Annotated in this window: 17 protein-coding genes; 13 read left to right on the forward strand and 4 right to left on the reverse strand. The window is 53.1% G+C overall.

What is annotated here, in order from left to right; translation table 11 throughout:
* Positions 1–196 precede the first annotated feature (196 nt).
* Positions 197–754 carry a peptide-methionine (R)-S-oxide reductase MsrB gene (msrB, locus tag ACW9KT_RS14795; RefSeq protein ID WP_457081716.1) on the reverse strand — a complete coding sequence of 186 codons (558 nt, stop codon included), beginning with the start codon at positions 752–754 and terminating at the stop codon, positions 197–199.
* A 198-nt stretch (positions 755–952) separates the two neighbouring features.
* Between msrB and typA the strand changes: the two genes are divergently transcribed.
* The 4 genes from typA to ACW9KT_RS14815 all read left to right on the forward strand — a co-directional run bounded on the left by typA (position 953) and on the right by ACW9KT_RS14815 (position 7,994).
* A complete protein-coding gene (typA, locus tag ACW9KT_RS14800) occupies positions 953–2,761 on the forward strand; it encodes a translational GTPase TypA (protein ID WP_457081718.1) in 1,809 nt (602 codons plus the stop codon).
* Between the two features lie 146 nt (positions 2,762–2,907).
* The gene (locus ACW9KT_RS14805) at positions 2,908–3,639 is read left to right on the forward strand and encodes a YqjF family protein (RefSeq protein WP_457081720.1); all 732 of its coding nucleotides are present in this window, start codon (positions 2,908–2,910) and stop codon (positions 3,637–3,639) included.
* A 109-nt stretch (positions 3,640–3,748) separates the two neighbouring features.
* Complete coding sequence (locus ACW9KT_RS14810; RefSeq protein ID WP_457081722.1) at positions 3,749–4,375, forward strand: hypothetical protein; 627 nt, start codon at positions 3,749–3,751, stop codon at positions 4,373–4,375.
* Between the two features lie 256 nt (positions 4,376–4,631).
* The gene (locus ACW9KT_RS14815; protein WP_457081724.1) at positions 4,632–7,994 is read left to right on the forward strand and encodes a DUF7948 domain-containing protein; all 3,363 of its coding nucleotides are present in this window, start codon (positions 4,632–4,634) and stop codon (positions 7,992–7,994) included.
* A gap of 22 nt (positions 7,995–8,016) precedes the next feature.
* Here the strand turns inward: ACW9KT_RS14815 and ACW9KT_RS14820 are convergent, their stop codons facing one another.
* Positions 8,017–8,826, reverse strand: a complete 810-nt coding sequence (locus tag ACW9KT_RS14820; RefSeq protein WP_457081726.1) for a TrmH family RNA methyltransferase — start codon at positions 8,824–8,826, stop codon at positions 8,017–8,019.
* A 190-nt stretch (positions 8,827–9,016) separates the two neighbouring features.
* On the opposite strand from ACW9KT_RS14820, the gene ACW9KT_RS14825 reads away from it, so the two are divergent.
* The 5 genes from ACW9KT_RS14825 (at position 9,017) to ACW9KT_RS14845 (ending at position 13,246) form a co-directional block, all read left to right on the forward strand.
* Positions 9,017–10,549: a sensor histidine kinase gene (locus tag ACW9KT_RS14825; protein ID WP_457081728.1), complete on the forward strand. Its 1,533-nt coding sequence runs from the start codon at positions 9,017–9,019 to the stop codon at positions 10,547–10,549.
* Positions 10,550–10,569: 20 nt separating this feature from the next.
* A complete protein-coding gene (locus tag ACW9KT_RS14830; RefSeq protein WP_457081730.1) occupies positions 10,570–10,980 on the forward strand; it encodes a response regulator in 411 nt (136 codons plus the stop codon).
* A gap of 302 nt (positions 10,981–11,282) precedes the next feature.
* Positions 11,283–12,188: a hypothetical protein gene (locus tag ACW9KT_RS14835; RefSeq protein WP_457081732.1), complete on the forward strand. Its 906-nt coding sequence runs from the start codon at positions 11,283–11,285 to the stop codon at positions 12,186–12,188.
* A 46-nt stretch (positions 12,189–12,234) separates the two neighbouring features.
* Positions 12,235–12,993: an endonuclease III domain-containing protein gene (locus ACW9KT_RS14840; RefSeq protein ID WP_457081734.1), complete on the forward strand. Its 759-nt coding sequence runs from the start codon at positions 12,235–12,237 to the stop codon at positions 12,991–12,993.
* 52 nt (positions 12,994–13,045) lie between these two features.
* On the forward strand, positions 13,046–13,246 hold the full coding sequence (locus ACW9KT_RS14845; protein WP_133273906.1) for a hypothetical protein: 201 nt from the start codon (positions 13,046–13,048) through the stop codon (positions 13,244–13,246).
* Between the two features lie 44 nt (positions 13,247–13,290).
* On the opposite strand, the gene ACW9KT_RS14850 is transcribed toward ACW9KT_RS14845, so the two are convergent.
* Entirely contained in the window at positions 13,291–13,734 is a 444-nt protein-coding gene (locus tag ACW9KT_RS14850) for a hypothetical protein (protein ID WP_457081736.1), read from the reverse strand.
* A 463-nt stretch (positions 13,735–14,197) separates the two neighbouring features.
* On the opposite strand from ACW9KT_RS14850, the gene ACW9KT_RS14855 reads away from it, so the two are divergent.
* The 4 genes from ACW9KT_RS14855 to ACW9KT_RS14870 are packed head-to-tail and all read left to right on the forward strand — an operon-like array spanning position 14,198 to position 18,982.
* Positions 14,198–15,157, forward strand: a complete 960-nt coding sequence (locus ACW9KT_RS14855; RefSeq protein ID WP_457082049.1) for a glycosyltransferase family 2 protein — start codon at positions 14,198–14,200, stop codon at positions 15,155–15,157.
* A complete protein-coding gene (locus ACW9KT_RS14860) occupies positions 15,157–15,885 on the forward strand; it encodes a GNAT family N-acetyltransferase (RefSeq protein ID WP_457081738.1) in 729 nt (242 codons plus the stop codon). The genes ACW9KT_RS14855 and ACW9KT_RS14860 overlap by 1 nt, the downstream gene beginning before the upstream one ends.
* A 58-nt stretch (positions 15,886–15,943) precedes the next feature.
* Positions 15,944–17,080 (forward strand): dTDP-4-amino-4,6-dideoxygalactose transaminase, encoded by a 1,137-nt coding sequence (gene rffA / locus ACW9KT_RS14865; protein ID WP_457081740.1) that lies wholly within the window; start codon positions 15,944–15,946, stop codon positions 17,078–17,080.
* Between the two features lie 30 nt (positions 17,081–17,110).
* Positions 17,111–18,982 carry a hypothetical protein gene (locus ACW9KT_RS14870; RefSeq protein WP_457081742.1) on the forward strand — a complete coding sequence of 624 codons (1,872 nt, stop codon included), beginning with the start codon at positions 17,111–17,113 and terminating at the stop codon, positions 18,980–18,982.
* Positions 18,983–19,646: 664 nt separating this feature from the next.
* On the opposite strand, the gene ACW9KT_RS14875 is transcribed toward ACW9KT_RS14870, so the two are convergent.
* On the reverse strand, positions 19,647–21,068 hold the full coding sequence (locus tag ACW9KT_RS14875; protein ID WP_457081744.1) for a patatin-like phospholipase family protein: 1,422 nt from the start codon (positions 21,066–21,068) through the stop codon (positions 19,647–19,649).
* Between the last annotated feature and the right edge of the window lie 41 nt (positions 21,069–21,109).

A 21,109-nucleotide genomic window follows, 5' to 3' on the forward strand; every position in this document is an offset into this window, starting at 1 on the left:
TTGAGTGGGCCGCATGGCCGCTGAGAGTGAATTCAGGAATTGTTGAGCAATGGCATCAGGGACGCGTGAGCCCCTTTCGTATTGGACCGCTACAACACTGTGGGGGGCAAAATGTCATCGCTATGGTGCTGAAAAAAGCAACGGCCCATCAGCATACTATGCTAATGGGCCGCACTGGGGGCTTTCCTGAAATGACTTATTGCTTTTTGAATGTCATAGCCGCCGAATTCATGCAATACCGCTGACCAGTAGGCTTGGGGCCATCGTCGAAAACGTGACCGATGTGGCCGCCACATTTGGCGCACACAATCTCGTCGCGCGACATGCCGTAGCTGTTGTCTTGCTGTACTTTTACGCTGGCCGCCGTGGCCGGCGCAAAGAAGCTGGGCCAGCCCGTGCCCGACTCAAACTTAGTCGCAGAGTTAAATAATAGGTTGTCGCAGCCAGCGCAGTGATACACGCCCTGCTCGTGGTTATCGTTGTATTTATTAGCAAATGGCCGCTCGGTGCCTTGCTCCCGCAGTACGTTAAATTGCTCAGGAGTAAGTTGTTTTTTCCATTCTGCCTCCGTTTTGCGAACTGCAAACTCGTCGGCTTTGTTGGTCATGGGCTGGGCCGTAGGATAGGCTTTGGCAGCACCACTAGGTTTAGTAGCTGCTTGAGCCTTAGCGGTTGCCAGTCCGTCTTTTTTTTGGGAGCAGGCAGTGCCCAGAGTTAAAAAGGAAAAAGCCAGAATTAGAGCGTAAGTACGCATTCGGAAAAAAGTAAGGGAAGTATAAATGAAACAGATGGGTAGCACGCCACTGCGGTAGCTACTGGCACAACATACGCGGCTGGGTCTGGGTTCGGTTCGCGCGAGTGGGTGCTATTTCAGTTTCAAATAGTTAACATTTCCTCCTCACTCATTTATCCGCTGACAATTGCGTACCTTTGCGCCCGCAAAAACATTTGTATGCAGAACATTCGGAATATCGCAATTATTGCGCACGTTGACCACGGCAAGACGACGCTCGTGGACAAAATCATTCACGCCTCTAAGCTATTCGATGAGCACCAGCACTTCGACGACCTGATCCTAGATAACAATGATCTGGAGCGCGAGCGGGGCATTACCATCGTTTCCAAGAACGTATCGGTTCGTTATAAGGACGTTAAGATCAACATCATCGATACTCCTGGTCACGCCGACTTTGGCGGTGAGGTAGAGCGCGTATTGAAGATGGCCGATGGCGTACTGCTACTCGTGGATGCCTTCGAAGGCGCCATGCCGCAGACCCGTTTCGTTCTGGGCAAAGCCATTGACTTGGGCCTAAAGCCTATCGTGGTGGTGAACAAAGTAGACAAGGAAAACTGCCGCCCCGACGAGGTGCACGAGCAGGTTTTCGACCTCATGTTCAACCTTGGCGCTTCGGAAGATCAACTTGACTTCGTAACCCTGTACGGCTCCAGCAAGCAAGGCTGGATGAGCACCGACTGGAAAGTAAAGACTGACAACATCATTCCGCTGCTCGACGCGGTTGTTGCTTCCATTCCCCCAGCTCCTACCTTGGACGGCACGCCCCAGATGCAGGTGACTTCGCTCGACTACTCGTCGTTCGTGGGCCGTATCGCCATTGGTCGCGTACACCGTGGCACGCTGAAAGAAGGCTCCAACATGAGCCTAGTGAAGCGTGATGGCACTATCAAGAAAGTAAAAATCAAAGAGCTACACGTGTTCGAAGGCCTTGGCCGGAACAAGGTAGCGGAAGTTAGCTCGGGTGAAATTTGCGCCGTAACGGGTATCGAGGGTTTCGATATCGGTGATACGCTGGCAGATGCCGACAATCCAGAAGGATTGGCAGTTATCAGCATTGACGAGCCGACGATGAACATGTTGTTCACCATCAACAACTCGCCGTTCTTCGGCAAGGAAGGTAAGTTCGTGACCTCGCGTCACTTGCGTGACCGTCTGTTCAAAGAGACTGAGAAAAACCTTGCACTGCGTGTAAAGGAAACTGATAAGGAAGATACATTCTTGGTGTACGGCCGCGGTATTCTTCACTTGTCAGTACTCATCGAAACGATGCGTCGTGAAGGCTTTGAATTGCAGGTAGGCCAGCCCCAGGTGCTTTTCAAAGAGGATGATAACGGTAACCGCCTGGAGCCAATCGAGCACTTGGTAGTTGACGTGCCAGAGGAAACTGCTGGTAAGGTTATCGAGCTGGTGACGATGCGTAAGGGCGACCTGACCATCATGGAGCCGAAAGGCGACTTACAGCACTTGGAGTTCAACATTCCGGCTCGTGGCCTGATTGGTCTGCGTAACAACGTACTGACCGCTACGGCTGGTGAGGCTATCATGAACCACCGCTTCCTGAGCTACGAGCCTTACAAAGGTGTAATTCCTGGCCGTATTGCTGGTTCGCTGATTTCGATGGACACGGGTGCTGGCACCGCGTACACTATTGACAAGATGCAAGACCGTGGTGAGTTTTTCGTTGATCCGGGCGAAGAAGTATATGCTGGCCAAGTTATCGGTGAGCACACCCGCCCGAACGACTTGACCATCAACATCCAGAAAGGTAAGAAGCTCACGAACATGCGTGCTTCCGGCTCGGACGAAAACGCTAAGATTGTTCCGAAGCGTCAGTTCTCGCTGGAAGAGGCCATGGAATACATCCAAAAAGACGAGTATCTGGAAGTAACGCCTAAGTCAGTGCGGATGCGCAAGATTTTGCTGGACGAAAACGAGCGTTTGCGCTCAGCTAAGAAGATCGACTAATTTTCGATTAATAGCTTTTATCAAAAGGGTGCAGCCGTTGGCTGCACCCTTTTGATGTTTTAAGGCTTTGCGCCAGACACTTTGCTAGCTTAGTTTGTTACGAGGCAGTATCCGCTGCTATGCCTCCTCCTACCCTCTCAAAGTCCTTGAAAAAAAGCCCTCCAGGCCTGCCTCTGATGCGGCAGCGGTGGAGCCAGCTGCTTTTTGCGCATTGGCCCGTAGCGCCGGAATTGCTGCGGCCTTACCTGCCGGAGCGTCTGGAACTAGACCTGTTTGACGGTCAAGCGTGGCTGGGCGTGGTGCCGTTTACCATGAGCCACATTCGGCCGCTGGGCTTGCCAGCTGTGCCGGGGCTGCATCATTTGCATGAGTTGAATGTACGCACCTACGCCCGCCTCGACGGGGTGCCGGGTGTATGGTTTCTTTCGCTTGATGCCTCGCTGGCCTTGGGCGTATGGGCGGCGCGCACGTTTTTTCATCTGCCCTACCTGCACGCCCGCATGAGCCTGACTCAAACCGGCAACACGCTACGCGCAACAGCCGAGCGTACGCACCGCGGCTTCGCGTCTGCTGACTTTGCGGCTACTTGGACGCTAGGTGAGGCGTTGCCCGCCTCGCGACCCGGCACTTTGCAACATTTTCTCACCGAGCGCTACTACCTCTATACTGCCGGGCCCGATTTGCGGCAAGCAATACGGGGCAATGATCTGTGGCGCGGGCAGCTTTATCATGAGCCGTGGACGCTTCGCGAAGCTAGCTTGAGTGAGTGGCAGTCTACGGTGGTAGAAAGCCACAGCTTGCCTACTCCCGTGGGTGCACCGCTCTTACACGCAGCTGATACGCTAGACGTATGGGTGCAGGAGTTTAAACGGGTATAAAAGCCAGCTCATTTGCCCCCCGGCAAACCATTCACGACATCGCAGAGAAGCAGAAGCAAACTTTTAAGCGGAGCAGATCAATATATAGCCGCGCTACGTAGCTTGCAGTATGAAACACGCGTCAATTGCTGCCGGTTTTCTTGTAGTTATGGCCTCGGGCTGCGGCTCGGCAGTGCAGGAGCAGCGGGCTGAGCCGCGCCGGGGCGAGACAGTGACGACGACTCCGGAGCCCGCCCCGGCCCCACGGCCTACGTTCACCAAATCCTTGGAGCGGGGCGGTTTTACGGCTGATATTATAGCTATGGGCGCTGGCAACCGCCGTCTACTGGCCCTGACTGCTCGGCAGTCGGGCCGGGAAATGGCGGCTATTCGCGATTCTATTGCTGGGGAAATTACCGACGCTGTGCTCACGGACTTAAACCAGAATGAGCTGCCGGAAGTATTAGTTTTTGTGCGAGGTACTGCCCCAAATGCCCAAGGGCAGGTATACGGCTACGAATTTGCCCCCCAGAACTGGGAGCGTTTTCAACTTCCGACTTTGCCCCCCGAAGCGACGTCGGGGTATCGGGGCCGAGATGAGTTCGTAATAACTGGCGACGACTTAGTGCGCACCTTCCCCATTTACCGTCCGGCCGACGCTGCTGACAAGCCCACTGGTGGCCGGCGCACTGTGCGCTACGCTCTTGATCATACCCTTCGGCTCACCGAGCTCGATATTACCCACCAACGTCAGTAAGCAGCCTGGGGGGCTTTTTACCATCCGCTAATGAGTCGAGAAAGGCAAAAAACCGTTTTGTTGACGGCTAAGCTTGCGTTGCTATTTAACTGACGTTGCGAGTTTTCACAAATTTTCAAATAAATGCTACACACGGCGCAGTTTACAGCGCTGATTATCCTGCTATTATTCTTATTTCGCTTTAGTTTTGAAAAGTCTGCTTCCAACCGAAAATAGTGGGTGCAGCGCAGTCCCCGTTGCCTAACTATTTGACTTTATGCGGCTGACTTTTACAGTATTACTGAGTTTAATAACACTGTTGCAGGGCCTAGCAAATGCACCCGAGCAAGGCGCTTTTGAGTTTGTTGCCAACAAAGGCCAGTGGCCCGCTCAGGTACAATTTGCTACGGCCGTACCGGGGGGGCATTTATTTTTAGAAAACAATCGATTTACCTACAACCTGCTCGCGCCGCAAACCGAGTACGGCCATACCTACGACGCTACTAGCACACCCGTGCAGGGCCATGCCTTTCGGATGCAGTTGGTGGGAGCTCGAATGACGCCTAAAAGCACCGGCCAGCAGCAGCAGTCTACCTATCACAACTACTTCCTGGGCTCCGATCCTAAGCAGTGGGCGTCCAAAGTGCCTTTGTTTGCCGCTGTGCGCTACGAGCAGGTGTATACGGGCGTGAATATGGTGTGGCACTCAGTGAACGGGCAGCTCAAATACGACTACGAAGTGGCCCCCGGCGCCGACCCCAGCCAGATCAGGATGCGCTATGAGGGCCTCGACAAGCTGGAAATACAGAAAGGACAGCTACAAATGCACACCCACTTAGGCGTATTGGCCGAGCAAGCGCCCATCGCCTACCAAGAGCTAGCCAACGGGAAGCGACGCCCCATAGGATGCCGTTTTCGCCTGGTTGATCAGGAAGTCCGCTTCGAGCTCACCGAATCTTACGACCGGAAACTACCGTTAATCATCGATCCGGCTCTAGTATTCAGCACTTACACCACTAACTCCACGTTTTTGTCGGCCAACTCGGCGGCGGGCGACGAGTACGGCAATATGTACACTGCCGGCTACGCCCTAAATCCGGATTACCCGGTGACGGTGGGGGCCTACCAAACGACCAGACGTGGGGCCAACATGGGCATTTCCAAGCTGGACCCCACCGGTCGTACCGTGTTATTTTCTACCTATTTGGGCGGGAATGCGCAGGAATATCCGCTGGATATGAGGATTACGGCCAAAAACGAATTGATTGTACTGGCCACTTCCAGCTCCACTAGTTACCCGGTCACCGCCACAGCCTACGATAAAAGCCTGAGCGGCCCCCAGGACTATGTCATTTCCCGATTGAGTGATGATGGGTCGGCCCTGCTGGCTTCTACTTACCTGGGAGGAAGCGGTACTGAAGGGGGCTTTCAATCATCCAAGCCAGCTACGGTGACTACTACGCCCACGGGTGATGTATTGGTAGGCGGCAATACTAATTCCACCGACTTTCCGGTTCGCGATGCCATTCAGCCCGCGCGGGCAACGGCATTTGGCAATGAAGGCTGCATAACCCGCTTCAACGAAGCCATGAGCGCTATTCAGTGGTCTACTTACTTGGGCGGCTCGGCGGAAGATCAGGTGAACGACATCAAGGTAGCGTCGGATGGCACCGTGTATGTGTGCGGCCAAACGGCCAGTATCAACTTTTCATTAGGTACTTCGGGGCTCAACAGCAAGTACTTGGGAGGGGCGAATGATGGCTTTCTGATTCACCTCAGCGCCAACGGCACCACCTTGCTGGGGGGCACTTTCCTAGGCACCGACGGTAATGACTTAGCTCGTTTTATTGATTTCGACTCAGCGGGTCAGGTACTGGTAGCCGGCGCTACTACTGGAAGCTACCCCGTAAGCGGAGGGGCCTACAGCTCGCAGGCAGTAAATACTGACAAGGTATTTATTCACTGCCTGAATCCGGCCTTGACCACGACCAGCTTCTCCACGCAGATCACGACAGCCAACGCGAATGCCATTTTTGCCTCGACCCTGATAACGGCTTTTAACCTTGATGCCTGCAACCGTATTTACTTCTGTGCCTACGGTAGCAGCAATGCGTCGCCCGTCACTGACGATGCGTTCTCGCGTACGCAGCGCAGCATTTATTTAGCGGTTTTGAGCCCCGAAGCCCGCGCCCTGGAATACGGCACCTACTTCGGCGGGCCAGCCAACGGCGGCACTCATTTGCACCCCGCCGCCTCCAATGAAATTACCAAGCAAGGCGTGCTGTACCATATCGAGTGCACCACCACCACCAACTTTACTACCACGCCAGGCTCATTTTCTCCCACCAAAACCGTTAGTATTAATAGTGGCGCGGCATTCAAGTTCAACATGCTGCCCGCGGGCGCAAGCTTGCCCACGCTTACGGCCGCTTTGCCCCCCGTGCCGGTAGGGTGCGCGCCCTACACCGTAGCTTTCAGCAATGCCGGCAGCGGGGCCGAAACATACGAGTGGGACTTTGGCGATGGCAGTCCCGTTGATAACACGCCAACGCCCAGCCACCAATTTGTACAGCCAGGCACCTACGTCGTGCGCCTGACCGTAACCCGCACTGGTGGCTGTGGACCGCAGCGCCTTACCACAACTACAAGTGTGGAGGTTACTCCCCCAGCCTCGCCCCTGCTGGCAGCCGTCGAAGCTGTGGCGCCGGGTTGCGCGCCTTACACAGTGCAGTTTCGGAACACCAGCACCAGTACCGGGCCGGTTCGTTACGAGTGGAATTTTGGCGATGGCAGCCCAGTGGAAGTTACATCGGCTCCGCAGCACCGATTTGCGACGCCCGGCACGTATCAGGTGCAGCTCACGGCCGAGCAGTCTAGCCCCTGTGGTACCCAGCGCAGTGTTGTTCGGACTACGGTGGTAGTAGATGCGCCCGCGCCCGTGCTAGTGGCGGCTATGCAATTCCCACCGGCAGCCTGCACGACTACCGATGTAAACTTTATTAGCACCAGTCAGGGAGCCCAGCGCTACGAGTGGAATTTTGGTGATGGCAGCCCGGTGGCAACGACCGCTACTCCTCAGCACCGCTATGAGCGGCCGGGTACGTATCAGGTACAGCTCACGGTGAGTTTAACCAACGTGTGCGGCAATAAGCAGGAAACCATTCGCAGGAATATTGTCATACAAAGCCCCCCAACTGTAGTGTTGCGAACTGACTCTCTGGATTGCCGCGCCCAACTTACCTTGGACGCGGGCATAACCGGCAGCAAATACGAGTGGTCGACGGGCGAAGCAACCCGCTCCATTGTGGTGAAGACGGCCGGGGTGTACCAAGTAATCATCACGAACGCCGACCCCTGCCCTACCACCATTGCCTTCACGGTGCGAGCAGCCGGCGAGCGCAACATCTACAACGTCATCACGCCCAACGGCGACCGGCGCAACGACAACTTCGTTCTTCCGTCCGAGCTGGGCGTTCCGGAGCTGCGCATTTTTAACCGCTGGGGCCGCGAAGTGTACCAGAGCGCGGCTTACCACAACGAATGGCAAGCCGAAGGTCAGCCGGGCGGTATGTATTACTACGAGGTGCGCCAGCCCCAGTGCGCCCTCACGCTCAAAGGCTGGGTGGAAGTAATTCGTTGAGGCAAGCGTGCGTGCAGCTTGGCTAGATTTGCCCCCCGCGCTGGCGCACGGCCTCAAACGTCATAATAGCAGTGCAGGTGCTCACGTTCAGGGAGTCGATGTAGCCGGCCATGGGGATTTTGATTTGGGCGTCGGCCGCCGCGAGCCACTCGTCGCTGAGGCCCGTGGCTTCAGTGCCCATCACAATGGCGCTGCCGCCGCGAAAATCCATGTCGGTGTACAGGGCTGTGGCGGCGGGGGTGGTAGCGAAGCTGCGAATACCTTGTTGGCGCAGCCAGGCTACCACTTCGGCGGTGGGCGCGGCCACCACTTGGTTGGTAAACACACAGCCAATGCTGGCCCGAATGACATTGGGATTATATAAGTCGGTGCGCGGGTCGCACACGATAACGGCATCTACGCGGGCCGCGTCGGCGGTGCGGAGTACGGCGCCCAGGTTACCCGGCTTTTCTACGGCTTCCAGAATGATCAGCAAGGGCTTGGGGGGCAATTTCAGGTCAAAAAGGGCGCGGCGCGGCGGGCGAGCCAGGGCCAGCACCCCATCAGAACCCTCGCGGTACGCTACTTTCTCAAACACGGCCTTCGATACCATGAAAGACTCGGGCTGGGGGGCAAATAACTTTTCCAGCTCCTCCTGCCGTCCTGCGCCGGCTAGCTCCGGGCATACGAATAGCGTCGTGACCTCCACGCCGGTCTGCTGGGCAATGGTTAGCTCGCGGTAGCCTTCTATAATAGTGAGGTTTTGCTGCCGCCGCTCAGCGGGCTTTTGCTGCAACCGCAGCAGGTTTTTGATGCGCGGGTTCTGGGGGCTGGTAATCGGGTCGAAAGGCATTTTTTCCGGCTAGAAACGAAAAACGTGGCGGAACAGCCTACTGGGCAGCCCGGCCGGCAAAGGTAGAATCTTCGCCGGGCAATAAGTCGGGTAAGCGTTGGGGCCTCAGTTGTAAAAATGCGAGCTTTACACGCTGGGCAGCGGGGCGGGCGCGGCGCTGGCTTACTTTTCACTTCTTGCGTTTCATAAAGTGCAGCTGAATCTTAACACTAAAATCAGGTTGGGCTTTGGTATTGCGCTGGTAGTGCTGCTGCTTACCTCCTTGCTGGCTTACCTGAGCATTCAGCAAGTAGCCTACTACACCAACCGGGTGGAACACACCTACCGGGTGCTGCAACACACCACCGATCTGCGCACTCAGATCAGGGATGCTCAGGGGGCAATTCGGGGGTATTTGTTACTAAGCGACAAGACCTATTTAGAGAATTACGACCCCCTAATTAGCGGCGTCCGGCGCAACTACGAAAGCCTGCGCCACCTAACCTTCGACAACTCTGAACATCAGCAGCGCCTGGACACCCTGGGTGGGATGATATCTCAGGAAATACTGCTGCTCGATACCTGGCGTAAGCAGCCCTCCAGCCCGTATGCCGCCCGCGACTTGGTGCGCGGCGACCGGCGCCTGCTCGAGCAGATTCGGGCTATTCTTGCGCGCATTAAGAACTCAGAGGACATGCTGCTACGGCAGCGAACGCGCTACCGGGATATCTGGGAGCGCACAGCGCCAATAGCTATCATTGGTTCGGCTGTGCTGGCTATTCTAATCGTGCTATGGTTGTTTAGCCGAATTGTGCAGGAATTGAAAGCTAACGAAAGCTTGCAAGCCGAACTGGCGGCCGTCCATCAGGCAACTACCCGACGTATTGAGCTCATTGAGAACCTAGCGGAGCAAGTAGTACAAGGCGATTATTCGGTTAAAATACGAGATCAGGAGCGGGATAGTCTCGGTAACCTAGCTTCCTCGCTTAATCGCATGACTAAAACCTTAGACCAGACATTTGCGGCCTTGCAGAAGCGCAATCAGGAGCTCGACCAGTTCGCTTACGTGGCCTCCCACGATCTGAAAGCGCCCCTACGCGGTATTGGCGCACTGGTAAAGTGGATGGAGGAAGAGCTAAGCCATGAGTTCTCGGCTCAAATGCGCGAGTATCTAGGCATGCTAAAAGGCCGCCTCACCCGCCTCGACGACCTTATCAATGGCCTGCTGCTCTATGCCCGCGTGGGGCGCACGCAGCCCCAGCTTGAGACGGTGGATGTGCGCGCTCTGGTGGCCGAAGTAGCGGAAATGGTGGTTCCCAAGGGTTTTACCGTCGAATTGCCCCCCAGCCTGCCTCCGTTCGAGACGGACAGGTTGAGCTTACAACAGGTGTTTACCAACTTATTCAGCAACGCGGTAAAGCACCACCACCTTGGCCACGGTCACCTGACTGTGACAGTGGAGCAGCGCAAGCGGGACTACGAGTTTAGCGTGCACGACGATGGGCCGGGCATCGCGCCGGAATACCACGAGAAGATCTTTCACATTTTCCAAACCCTGCGCGACCGCAACACGGCGGAGAGCACAGGAATAGGGCTGAGTATCGTGCGAAAAATAATTGAGGAGCATAAAGGCACCATTCGGGTGCAGTCGGTACCGGGGCAGGGTGCTACCTTTGTGTTCACTTGGCCCCAAACTCTTACGCCCCAACCGTTGGTGGCAGCACCGGCGGCTCTCCCTTCCTAGTACTCGTTCAGCATTCCCTTATGCGCTCTGTTCTCCTCGTCGAAGACGATTTCTTTGATACGCTGATCGTACAAAAGTCCTTTGCCAAGTTTAGCGTGCAGCATAAGCTTTACACCGCTTTCAACGGCATTGAGGCCCTGGATTTATTGCTGGGCCGCAATGGGCAGGAAGCCATTGACCCGCTTCCAGAGGTTATTCTGCTCGATTTGAATATGCCGAAGATGAACGGGCACGAGTTTTTGGCCGAGCTACGCAGCATCCCCAATCTGCGTGATATTCCGGTGTTCATCACCACCACTTCGGCAATGGATGTTGATCGCCTCAATACTCAAAACCTGGGCGTGAGCGGCTATATTCTCAAGCCCATCGACTTCGAGACGTCCACGGATATGGTGGACAGCCTGAGTTTGCTGGAAAAGCTGCTGGCGTAAACCTAAACTAGGCTGCACCAAGTAGCAAGTACCGACTTTCTGCAAATTGCCTTATGGAGTAGAGCGCATCGTAGTATTGCGCTAAAGTTTTTGGTGGCGCAACGCAACGATTGCCGCACTACCGGGCTCTTGGGTGAGAATTGTCCCCCAGCTTCAATCTCCTGCCCTTTTGTGTTGGTACTGATGGCGGCAAATGCCGGTAAATAAATACTTTTGGCAGGGGCATTTTGGGTGTACCAAACCAGGGCCATCCACCGTATTTCGAGCCCGTGTTGCTAACCACTTTATTGCCTCCCGCCCGCATGATCCGCTGTTTTCTCTTCCTGACCTTCCCTTTACTAGCGCTATCGGCTGCCCCCGCCTTGGCCCAAGATGCGCCCCGCGAGCTGAATACGCTACCCCAGCCCACTGCGCCGGCGCCTCGCCCTGCAGCCACGAAGCCTGCTACGCTGAATACGCCCCCCGTGCTCCCCGACTCGGTGCGGGCCGAGCAACAGCGCCGCCGCGCCGCGCCGCCAGTCGAAACCACTCGTTTTGCCGTGGGCTTGAAAGATGGCCGCACGTTTCAGGCCTATGATGTAGAAACCAAGCAGCCCGTATTTGGCAAGCCCTTTCTGCTCCTCGACGGCCAGCAGCGCATCGATATGAACACCGTCAGCTACTACCAGGACGAGTCGGGCCACTATGTGCGCACCACCCTACCGGGCCGTTCTTCCCGCGAGGTTACGCTGCGCCGCGACCGAGTAGGCCGCATCAGCTTGTATTCTATTACCAGCACACAGTACGCTGGCAACGGCTATGGCTATAACCCCTACGGCTTCGGGCGCTACGGCTACGGTGGCATGGGGGGCTTTGGCGGACCCATGTACCGTACTACCAAAAACGAATACTTTAGCAAGGATAATGGCCCCATCGAGGACCTAAACCTGCGCAATCTGAGCGTGGCTACTTCCGATTATGCGGCCAGCCGCGGCTTAATGGATCAAGCGCGCAAGTATCAGACTTACAGCACGCTGAGCTACATTGCTGCCGGCGGCATCATGGCGGTAGGTGTATTTTCTTCTTTGAGTAACTCTGGGGGTGGCCGGGCCAATATTTCGCCCTTGGTGTACGCGGGCATGCCCCTATTCATTGTGCCGCTCGTGATGCAGGGCAAGCAGCAGCGAAATATTCGGCAGGCTATTTCCTTATATAATCGAGGAGAATAGGCTGGTGGGGCAACCTCGCCGGGGCTGCCTTGCGTAGGCGGCTATTGTGGAAACCCTTACACCCAATTTGCCCCCCGAACACACCGAGCGTCAGGCTAAAGCGTTGCTGGTACACGAGCGCCTATGTGCCGAGTATGGGGCGCCGTTTTCGTTTTTCAGCTCCAAAGATCCGCTCAGCGAGCTGATCAGCGCTTTGCTTTCGCACCGCACCCGCAATCAGGAATCGCATAAGGCTTACCAGCAGCTACGGGCGCGGTTTCCGAGCTGGGAAGAGGTGCGCGACGCGCCCACCAAGGAAGTGGAAGCGGCAATCAGCCCATGCACTTGGCCCGAGCAAAAAGCCCCCCGCATTCAGGCTGTTCTGCGAGAGGTGAGCACGCGCTGCGACGGACCCTGCGACCTGGAGTTTTTGGCCGAGGTGCCGGTAACCGAAGCGCGGGCCTGGCTGGAATCTATTCCGGGCGTGGGGCCCAAGACTAGCGCTGCCACGTTGCTTTTTAGCACCTTACGCCTGCCCGCTATGCCCGTCGATAGCCACCATCACCGGGTGGCGCAGCGGTTGGATCTTATTGGCCCAAAGGTAGGTACAGAGGCAGCGCACGCCCTGCTATCCGCCCTTTTGCCCCCCGACTGGTCGGCGCAGCAGGTATACGACCACCACGAAGCTCTGATGTTTCATGGGCAGAAATGCTGCTACTTCACCTCGCCCGCCTGCCAGCGCTGCGTTGTGCTAGACCAGTGCCCGTTTGGGCAGGTGCGGTTGGGCCGGGTCAGTGCGGCCACCGCTGTAAAGGCCGATACGTAAGCAGTTAGTATCTTACGTTAGACATTCAACTCTTGCTACTCTCCTTTCTGCTATGAAACCGACCTACGGAGTACCTGCCATATTTTCGTTTTTCATTCCGGGCTTAGGACAGCTCATTAAAGGTCAAATTCTCAAGGCCTTTCTTATCTGGGCGCTGGGGGGCGTAGTGGGGTTTTTACTGGCCTGGACGTTGATTGTGCCTTTCCTCATTTGGGCCTGGAACGTGTACGATGCTTACAACTCGCCCGCCTAAGACGGCTTTGTTGCTCGCTGCCTTAGGCGGGCGAGTTGTAAGCATCAGACGGTAACGGGGGTCAAGATATGATGGCCGCTTGGGTGGTGCTTGTGCTCCATTTTTTCCGATTGCTCCACCACTTCCAGCTTTTTGCGCCGCAGCTCTTTGTAGTCATCCCATTGGAAGCCTTGTAGAAATGCGGAGGCCCCGCGTACACCCAACCGAAACAAAGCCAGCATCTCCTCGGGCTTCATATCGAAGTCCAGCCAGTTGTGCCCTTTCACGTCGAGGCAGTGCACGAGGTGTTTGTAATCGGCGTTTTGCTGGATGAAGTCGAAGTCGTACTGGGTGCGCGCCGTATCAAAAATGGCCCCCAGCAGCTGTAACAACGACTTTGTTGACTGCGCCTCGTTCCGATCCAGCCCCAATTTGACGCCAAACGTGGGCGCCTCCGGCATGGTGTGAGCGTTGTAGCACGTGCCAAACCGCGCCGAGCTGAGGTTCACGCGCTGGGGTTGCCGCTAGCAGCACCTCTCGCAGCCTGCTCACTATCGCATACCGCTGTTGCGCTATGTGCGTTACCAGCCACTTTCGAGGCGCCGCGCTTAGGTAAAACATAGCAAGCTAGCTACTTTGCTGCCCACACTACAATTTGCCTACGAAGGCAAAGCTCATGCAAAAGCGAGTTGACACCAACTGTCACGTTTATGGTGTTAACTCGCTTTTGCATCCGGCGCTCGATTTTAGTTTAAATACACTGTTCGTGAATCCACTATTGCTAGGTCTTCTTCCTAAATTGTCAGACAGTGAAAATACATTTCCCTTTACTACTTCCGATTGGCACCTAGTATTCCAAATCAGGTAAACATCGCTTTGATTAGCTACCTTGCGATACCAAACAGAAAATGGCCATTGTAAATTGAATCGAAATTCATTCTGAATAGGTTTGCAGTTTGGCAAAACAATATGATGCCCAGTACAACAGGAGTTCTAATCTCTATTGTTAGTCCCGTTTATAGAGCTGAAAACCTACTTGACGAGTTAGTGTCTCGTCTTCAGCTTAGCTTAGAAACTATCACATCATGTTATGAGATAATTCTGGTAGATGACCGCGGCCCAGATAATTCTTGGCAACGCATCGCAGTACATGCTACGCGCGACACTCGGGTGCGAGGAGTACGTTTATCACGTAATTTTGGGCAACATAAAGCCATTACAGCTGGTCTTGAGCAGGCACGAGGTGAATGGATAGTGGTGATGGACTGCGATTTACAAGACCAACCGGAAGAAATTCCTAAACTGTACCAATACGCAAAAGCTGAAGAATATGACTTGGTATTTGCCCGGCGTGAAGTACGTCAAGATTCTTGGTTAAAACGAGCTGGTTCACGTTGGTTTTACCAAACGCTTTCGTATCTAACTAATACAAAGCAGGACCCAGCTATTGCCAACTTTGGTATCTACCACTACAAGGTAATAACGGCGGTGCTAGCCATGCGCGAGAGTATTCGATATTTTCCTACCATGGTACGTTGGGTAGGTTTTCGAGCAGGCGGATTGGCTGTAACCCATGCCGAGCGTCCAGAAGGCACGAGCAGCTACAACCTGAGCGGTCTGCTTAACTTAGCCTTCGATATTATTCTGGCTTACTCTGATAAACCGCTACGGCTGACTGTTAAGTTAGGAGTCTTAATCTCAACCAGTGCTTTTTTACTAGTAATTATTACTCTAATACGTTATTGGCTGGGGTATATATGGGAGCCAGGTTATGCCAGTCTTATTATTTCAATCTGGTTCTTCGCGGGTCTCATATTATCTGTATTGGGAATGATAGGGATTTATATTGGCAAAACGTTTGAACAGGTTAAGCAACGCCCCATTTATGTGGTCGATAGTCGTACCGACGTGACTCCTGAACACTGCGCCTAATGAGTAAAGTGCCCAGCGCCATTCATCCGTTGACTTGGGACAGCGATTTTCTGGGTTACGCGGTGGCCCGCCTGAATACTGCCAACCTAACGCCTACGGAAGTGGCGGCGGCCGTTGGGACTGCTAGGGAAGCGGGAATTAAATTGCTATATGGTATCGCTGACCCTACTACGGCTAGTCTTAACGCGGCTTTGCAGCAACAAGGGGGCTGGCTAGCCGACCGTAAAACAACATTTGCCATACAAGCGCGAATGCCCGACGAGACGACTTCAGCACCTTATATCCGATCCGCTACTGCTTATACGCCACAACTTGAGTTATTGGCTTGGCAGAGCGGCGAGTACTCCCGCTTCCGGCTCGACCCTCGCTTCGAGGTTGCGGTGTTTCAGCGTCTCTACAGCCAATGGTTGCGTAACTCACTGGCCGGTACCATAGCTCGACAAGTTCTTGTATGGCGCAATGCCGAGCTTCAGGAGCTGGGATTGTTAACTTTAGGTGAAAAGAATCAACGGGCTGACATTGGGCTATTAGCCGTAGACGCAATCGCTCGGGGTCAGCGTATTGGGCAGCAGTTGATTGCCGCTGCCCACGCCTGGGCCATTAGTCAAGGCTACGCCGAACTACAGGTAGTAACGCAGGGCGACAACGTGCCTGCCTGTGCCTTTTACACCAAGTGCGGTTTTGTACCGGTACACATCGAACACATCTACCATCTTTGGCTTTCATAAGTAGTAATTTAATTCATCGATTCGTCTAAAGAGTATCTCTAGGCTTCAGAAACATTTCATGTTAGCTACTATTCCTTTTAACAAGCCTTACCTATCGGGTCCCGAAACGCGATACATTGAAGAAGCCGTACGTTCAGGCAAAATTTCCGGTGATGGAATCTTTACCAAGCGATGCCATCAATATTTTGAGCAACAACTGGGTTTCAACAAAGCTTTGTTGACTACCAGTTGTACTGATGCGCTGGAAATGGCGGCTATTCTTTTAGACTTGCAGCCTAATGATGAGGTTATTGTACCATCTTACACCTTTGTTAGTACTCCTAATGCATTTGTATTACGGGGTGCTAAGATCGTGTTCGCCGACAGTACAGCTCTTAATCCTAACCTCGACGCCGATTCACTAACTAGTCTCATCACACCTCGTACCCGCGCTATCGTACCTGTACATTATGCAGGCATTGCCTGCGACATGGATAATATCCAAGCTGTAGCAGAACAGTATGGGCTGTCAGTAGTGGAAGATGCAGCTCAAGCTATCGATAGTTTCTACAAAGGGCAACCTCTTGGTTCACTTGGAAAACTAGCTGCTTTCTCCTTCCACGAGACCAAAAACATTATAGCTGGTGAAGGAGGAATGTTAGTTATCAACGATGCGCGCTACGCGCAAAGAGCTGAGATTATCCGGGAGAAAGGAACGAATCGGTCATCATTTTTTAGAGGAGAGGTTGATAAATACGGATGGGTAGATGTGGGATCGAGCTTTCTACCATCCGATATAATCGCTGCTTTCCTGTGGGCTCAGATAGAAAATATATCTGATATACAGAAACGACGCAAGGAGATTTGGCACCAGTATCACGAAGCGTTTTCCTACCTAGCACCGCTGGGTATTGGTCTACCAGTTATTCCAAAATATGCTACCAATAATGGTCATATGTTCTATTTAGTATGCCGGAACTTAGATGAGCGTTCAGCTTTGATTGATTATCTGCGCAAGCGACAAATTCTATCCGTATTTCATTATTTGTCTCTGCATAAGAGTCCATTTTATCACGAGAAACATGATGGAAGGTCTCTACCTTGGGCCGACCACTACACTGATTGTTTAGTACGTCTACCACTTTACTATGAGTTACATCCTGAACTGCAGCAGCGAGTAATTGAGGCGGTAACTGATTTCTATCGAACGTATTAAAAAATTTACTTCTCTGAATAATCATATAAAATGTTAAAGACTCTGCGCAGTTTGGATGAGCAAACTACCCCAGCTTTACAAAAACCTTTTCAGTTGCTTAATTGGCTCGAAACGGTCATATTGCTGGGGTGTGCAGTACTTACTGTCACGATAATAGGGTGGAGTTTACCTCGTGGATTTGATGTATTTGATGAGTCCTTTTATTTGCTAGGATATAGATATCCAGGCGAATACGAAGCTAGCTTTTCGGCTTTTCACCTGCTGATTGCGAGAGGCTTGGGTCTTGTGGATTGCTCTGTAATCACATATCGTTGGTTGGGCTTACTTTTTAATGTGCTCGGAGCTATAGTGTTTGCCTGGAGCTTCGCTCGTTGGCAACGCACTGTCGCACCTGATAGCAGTAGACCATTGGTAATTACTGTCTGCTACGTGACAATAGGCAGTTTACTAGTGTTCTCTATATTTCCACGTACATTATCCTATAATAATTTAAATAGCTTTCTGCTGTTGCTAGGAGGGGCTGCTATGCTACAGACATTAAGCAGGGGACCGAGTGGCAGTATATGGCTGGTAATTGTTGGCATCGCTACGGGCCTAGATGTATTTGTGAAGCTGTCAACATCTTTCTTAATTCTTGGCAGTGAGCTGCTGCTGCTAATCTGGTGTTGGCAGCAGCAGGGGGTAAGAGTAATAGGGAAGGCGCTGCTCATGTTAGGGCTAGGTATAGCTGCCGGATTAGCCTTTTATTTTGTGAGGGTACAGCCGCCGTTAGTCTGGTATCACAATCTCACGCAGGAAATGTCTGTTATACAAACTAGCGGCGGCTATGGTATAAAAGACTTATTACCTTCTTACCTGAAAGCAGCAAGGCTAACCATACGCTTTATGCTTTATCCAATGGGGCCAACACTATTCTTGTTGATAGCATTAGCCTGGTGGTGGCCGCGGCAATCGCCATTAGCTGTCCGGCGCTGGTCTATACTAATTTCATTGTTAGTACTGGCTGGGCTATACACAGGTTGGCAAGCTATTCGGCGCCATTGGTACCTTACGGGTTCAGGGAATGATCATCAAAGTTTACCACTATTATTGAGCTCGCTAGTGCTGGCAGCGGGAGTGCTACTTGTATTGCCTACCATTCCAGCAGGAACATCTCAAGCAAAAGCACCTTCTCAACTATTACCCGTAGGCTGTTGGTTATTTGCGTTACCTTTCTTAGCCTCAGCAGGGACTGGCAACGATTTAAGAGTCAATTTGCTTATCGACGCAGGTCCTTGGTTTGCGGTGCTATTACTGCTTACAGGCTTGCACTCATATCGCCTGCCAATGTGGGTTAATAGCAGCCTGCTACTACTACCGGCTGTGTGGTGTGCTGAACAAGTAGTATGGGGTACGCTCCTCACGCCATACGCATTGAGGCAGCCAATGAGCAAGCAAGTAGTACCGTTACAGACAGCCGGATTAAAGACAGCCTTGCTAGTTGACTCGGCAACGGCTACCTTTTTTAACCAACTCACATACCTGTTAGCCAAAGGCGGTTTTCGGCCAGGCGACCCTATTTTGGGCTTTTACGATTTGCCAGGATTAGTATATGTGAGTGGTGGCATTTCACCTGGCATGCAATGGTACTTTTCTAATCGCGATGTTCGTACTTTTCATGCACTTGATATAACACAATTACCAATTAGTAAGGCGTATATAATTACAAATAGATCATTAGACGAAGGCACTGAAGAACAGCTTCGAGCCAGGGGAATAAATTTTCCGCAACACTATCGCTTAGTAGGCACACTTACCAACACCTGTACTATCAACTGGTCGCCAGACAATTGTACGTTCAGCGTCTATGCACCATTACCACTGCATATAGTAACCTCTTCTCAAACAACAGAGCCACTGTAAAGTTGATAGATCGGGCGCTTGTCATACCTCATACCTTAAAGTGAAACAGTTGGCCTTGGTTTAAAAGTTGGTCAAAAAGCTAAATGAACCGTCTGCCCTCAGGCATAGGGTAGCAACTGCCAATGCGCACCAATTCTTGTCTGCACACGAGCGATACCAAAAAGATATATATTTCGTTTATTTTATCTTATATCTTATATATTATCAACAACGCTAAGGCCGCTTACGCCTAATTTGGCTAGGCACCGGGTACCCTATCCGGTGCTCGTGCGCCTTTCAGCTCGGTCAAGTAGGTCAGCAACGAAGCGCTTAACCTACTTATCCCCATCCACGAAATCGCGGAAGCTTCTGTTATCAAGTTGTTGAAAATTCAGTTGGTACTGGCCTGCGAGCACGTCGGCGGGCGCAAAAGGCGGATATTGGCTTTCTCTACTAGCGCTTACACGTAGCTCACCAAAGTGATACACAGTATACTACCGCCTTTCAATACTGAGTCTATGTATTGGTGACCCTGCTAATTTGCAATGTCGGACATATACTCGCCTAGGCTAACCTGTATGAAGATTTATAGCTCGTCAATGAAAACTAGCCACTCTCCAGCTTACAACTCGCCCGCCTAAGACGGCAATGTTGCTCGCTGCCTTAGGCGGGCGAGTTGTAAGCATCAGACGGTAACGGGGGTCAAGATATGATGGCCGCTTGGGTGGTGCTTGTGTTCCATTTTTTCCGATTGCTCCACCACTTCCAGCTTTTTGCGCCGCAGCTCTTTGTAGTCATCCCATTGGAAGCCTTGTAGAAATGCGGAGGCCCCGCGTACACCCAACCGAAACAAAGCCAGCATCTCCTCGGGCTTCATATCGAAGTCCAGCCAGTTGTGCCCTTTCACGTCGAGGCAGTGCACGAGGTGTTTGTAATCGGCGTTTTGCTGGATGAAGTCGAAGTCGTACTGGGTGCGCGCCGTATCAAAAATGGCCCCCAGCAGCTGTAACAACGACTTTGTTGACTGCGCCTCGTTCCGATCCAGCCCCAATTTGACGCCAAACGTAGGCGCCTCCGGCATGGTGTGGGCGTTATGAAATAGATTGATGGGAAAGTTAGACAGGATGCCGCCATCAATAAACAAGACCTCCTCCGGAATGGGGCCCGTGTACCCCAGGTCCTGCCAGGCTTTTTGGTAGCGAGCCAAGTCCGCGGGCGGTGTTTGGGCTGGATCAGAGCCGGGGATGTTCTTGACCTCAAAGGGCTCGAAGAAGAAAGGAATGGACATGGACGCCCGCACCAAGTTGGCGGGGTGAGTCTGGTCGGCATCGCGCCAATACAGTTCTGCCATTTCCGGAAAGATGGCCTTGGTTTGGGTATTCACATCGGCGGCCACAATGGCTATCCGCTCCAAGGAAGGCGAGGTGTAGGAAATACTTTGCCCGCCTTGCTCATTGCGCCGCCACAGGCCGCCGGGGGGCAATCTGCGCCGCAGCGCTTTCAGTGCCGCAATGCTAGAAACCTTTTTTTCATCTAGCAGCCCCGCTAGCCAGTTCATAAAATGGTCGCCGGGGTTGAGGCCCTTATGATCGCGCAGGTTATCAATTACCTGCAGGCCGCTCACGCCTATCTGAGCTAAGTCCACGCGGTTGCGCAGCCAGGCCCCGGGGCCTTTGCGGGATTTCGCCCGATCGAGCAGGTCGGCAATGAAGCGTTTGGCGTCTTTATCGCCATCCACGAAGTCGTAGAAATTCTTGTTGGCGAGTTGGGTGATAATCCAGTCAGTGCTGGCCTCGTGGCGCGGCCCGGCAGCGGCCATCAGCAAGGCATTGATAGAGCCCGCCGATGTGCCTCCCAGGCGCAGAAACCGGATGCCTACTTTCTCCAAGGCGTACACGTAGCCAACCAGCGCAATGCCCAGCATGCCGCCGCCCTCCATCACCAGGTCCACGTATTGGTGGCCCTGCTGGTCGGTAATATCCGAGATAGACCACCCAGGGTTGTCTATAATAAAGGTTTCGAGCTCCCGCAGGGACGAGGTTACTTCCCGGTCAGCGGTGAAATAACTGGGGCTCAGGTTACGCGATGAGGGTTGGGGCTTTTTCATACAAGTGCATGGGTAAACTAGAAGATGGATAAGTCGAAATG

Source organism: Hymenobacter sp. HD11105 (assembly GCF_054051685.1).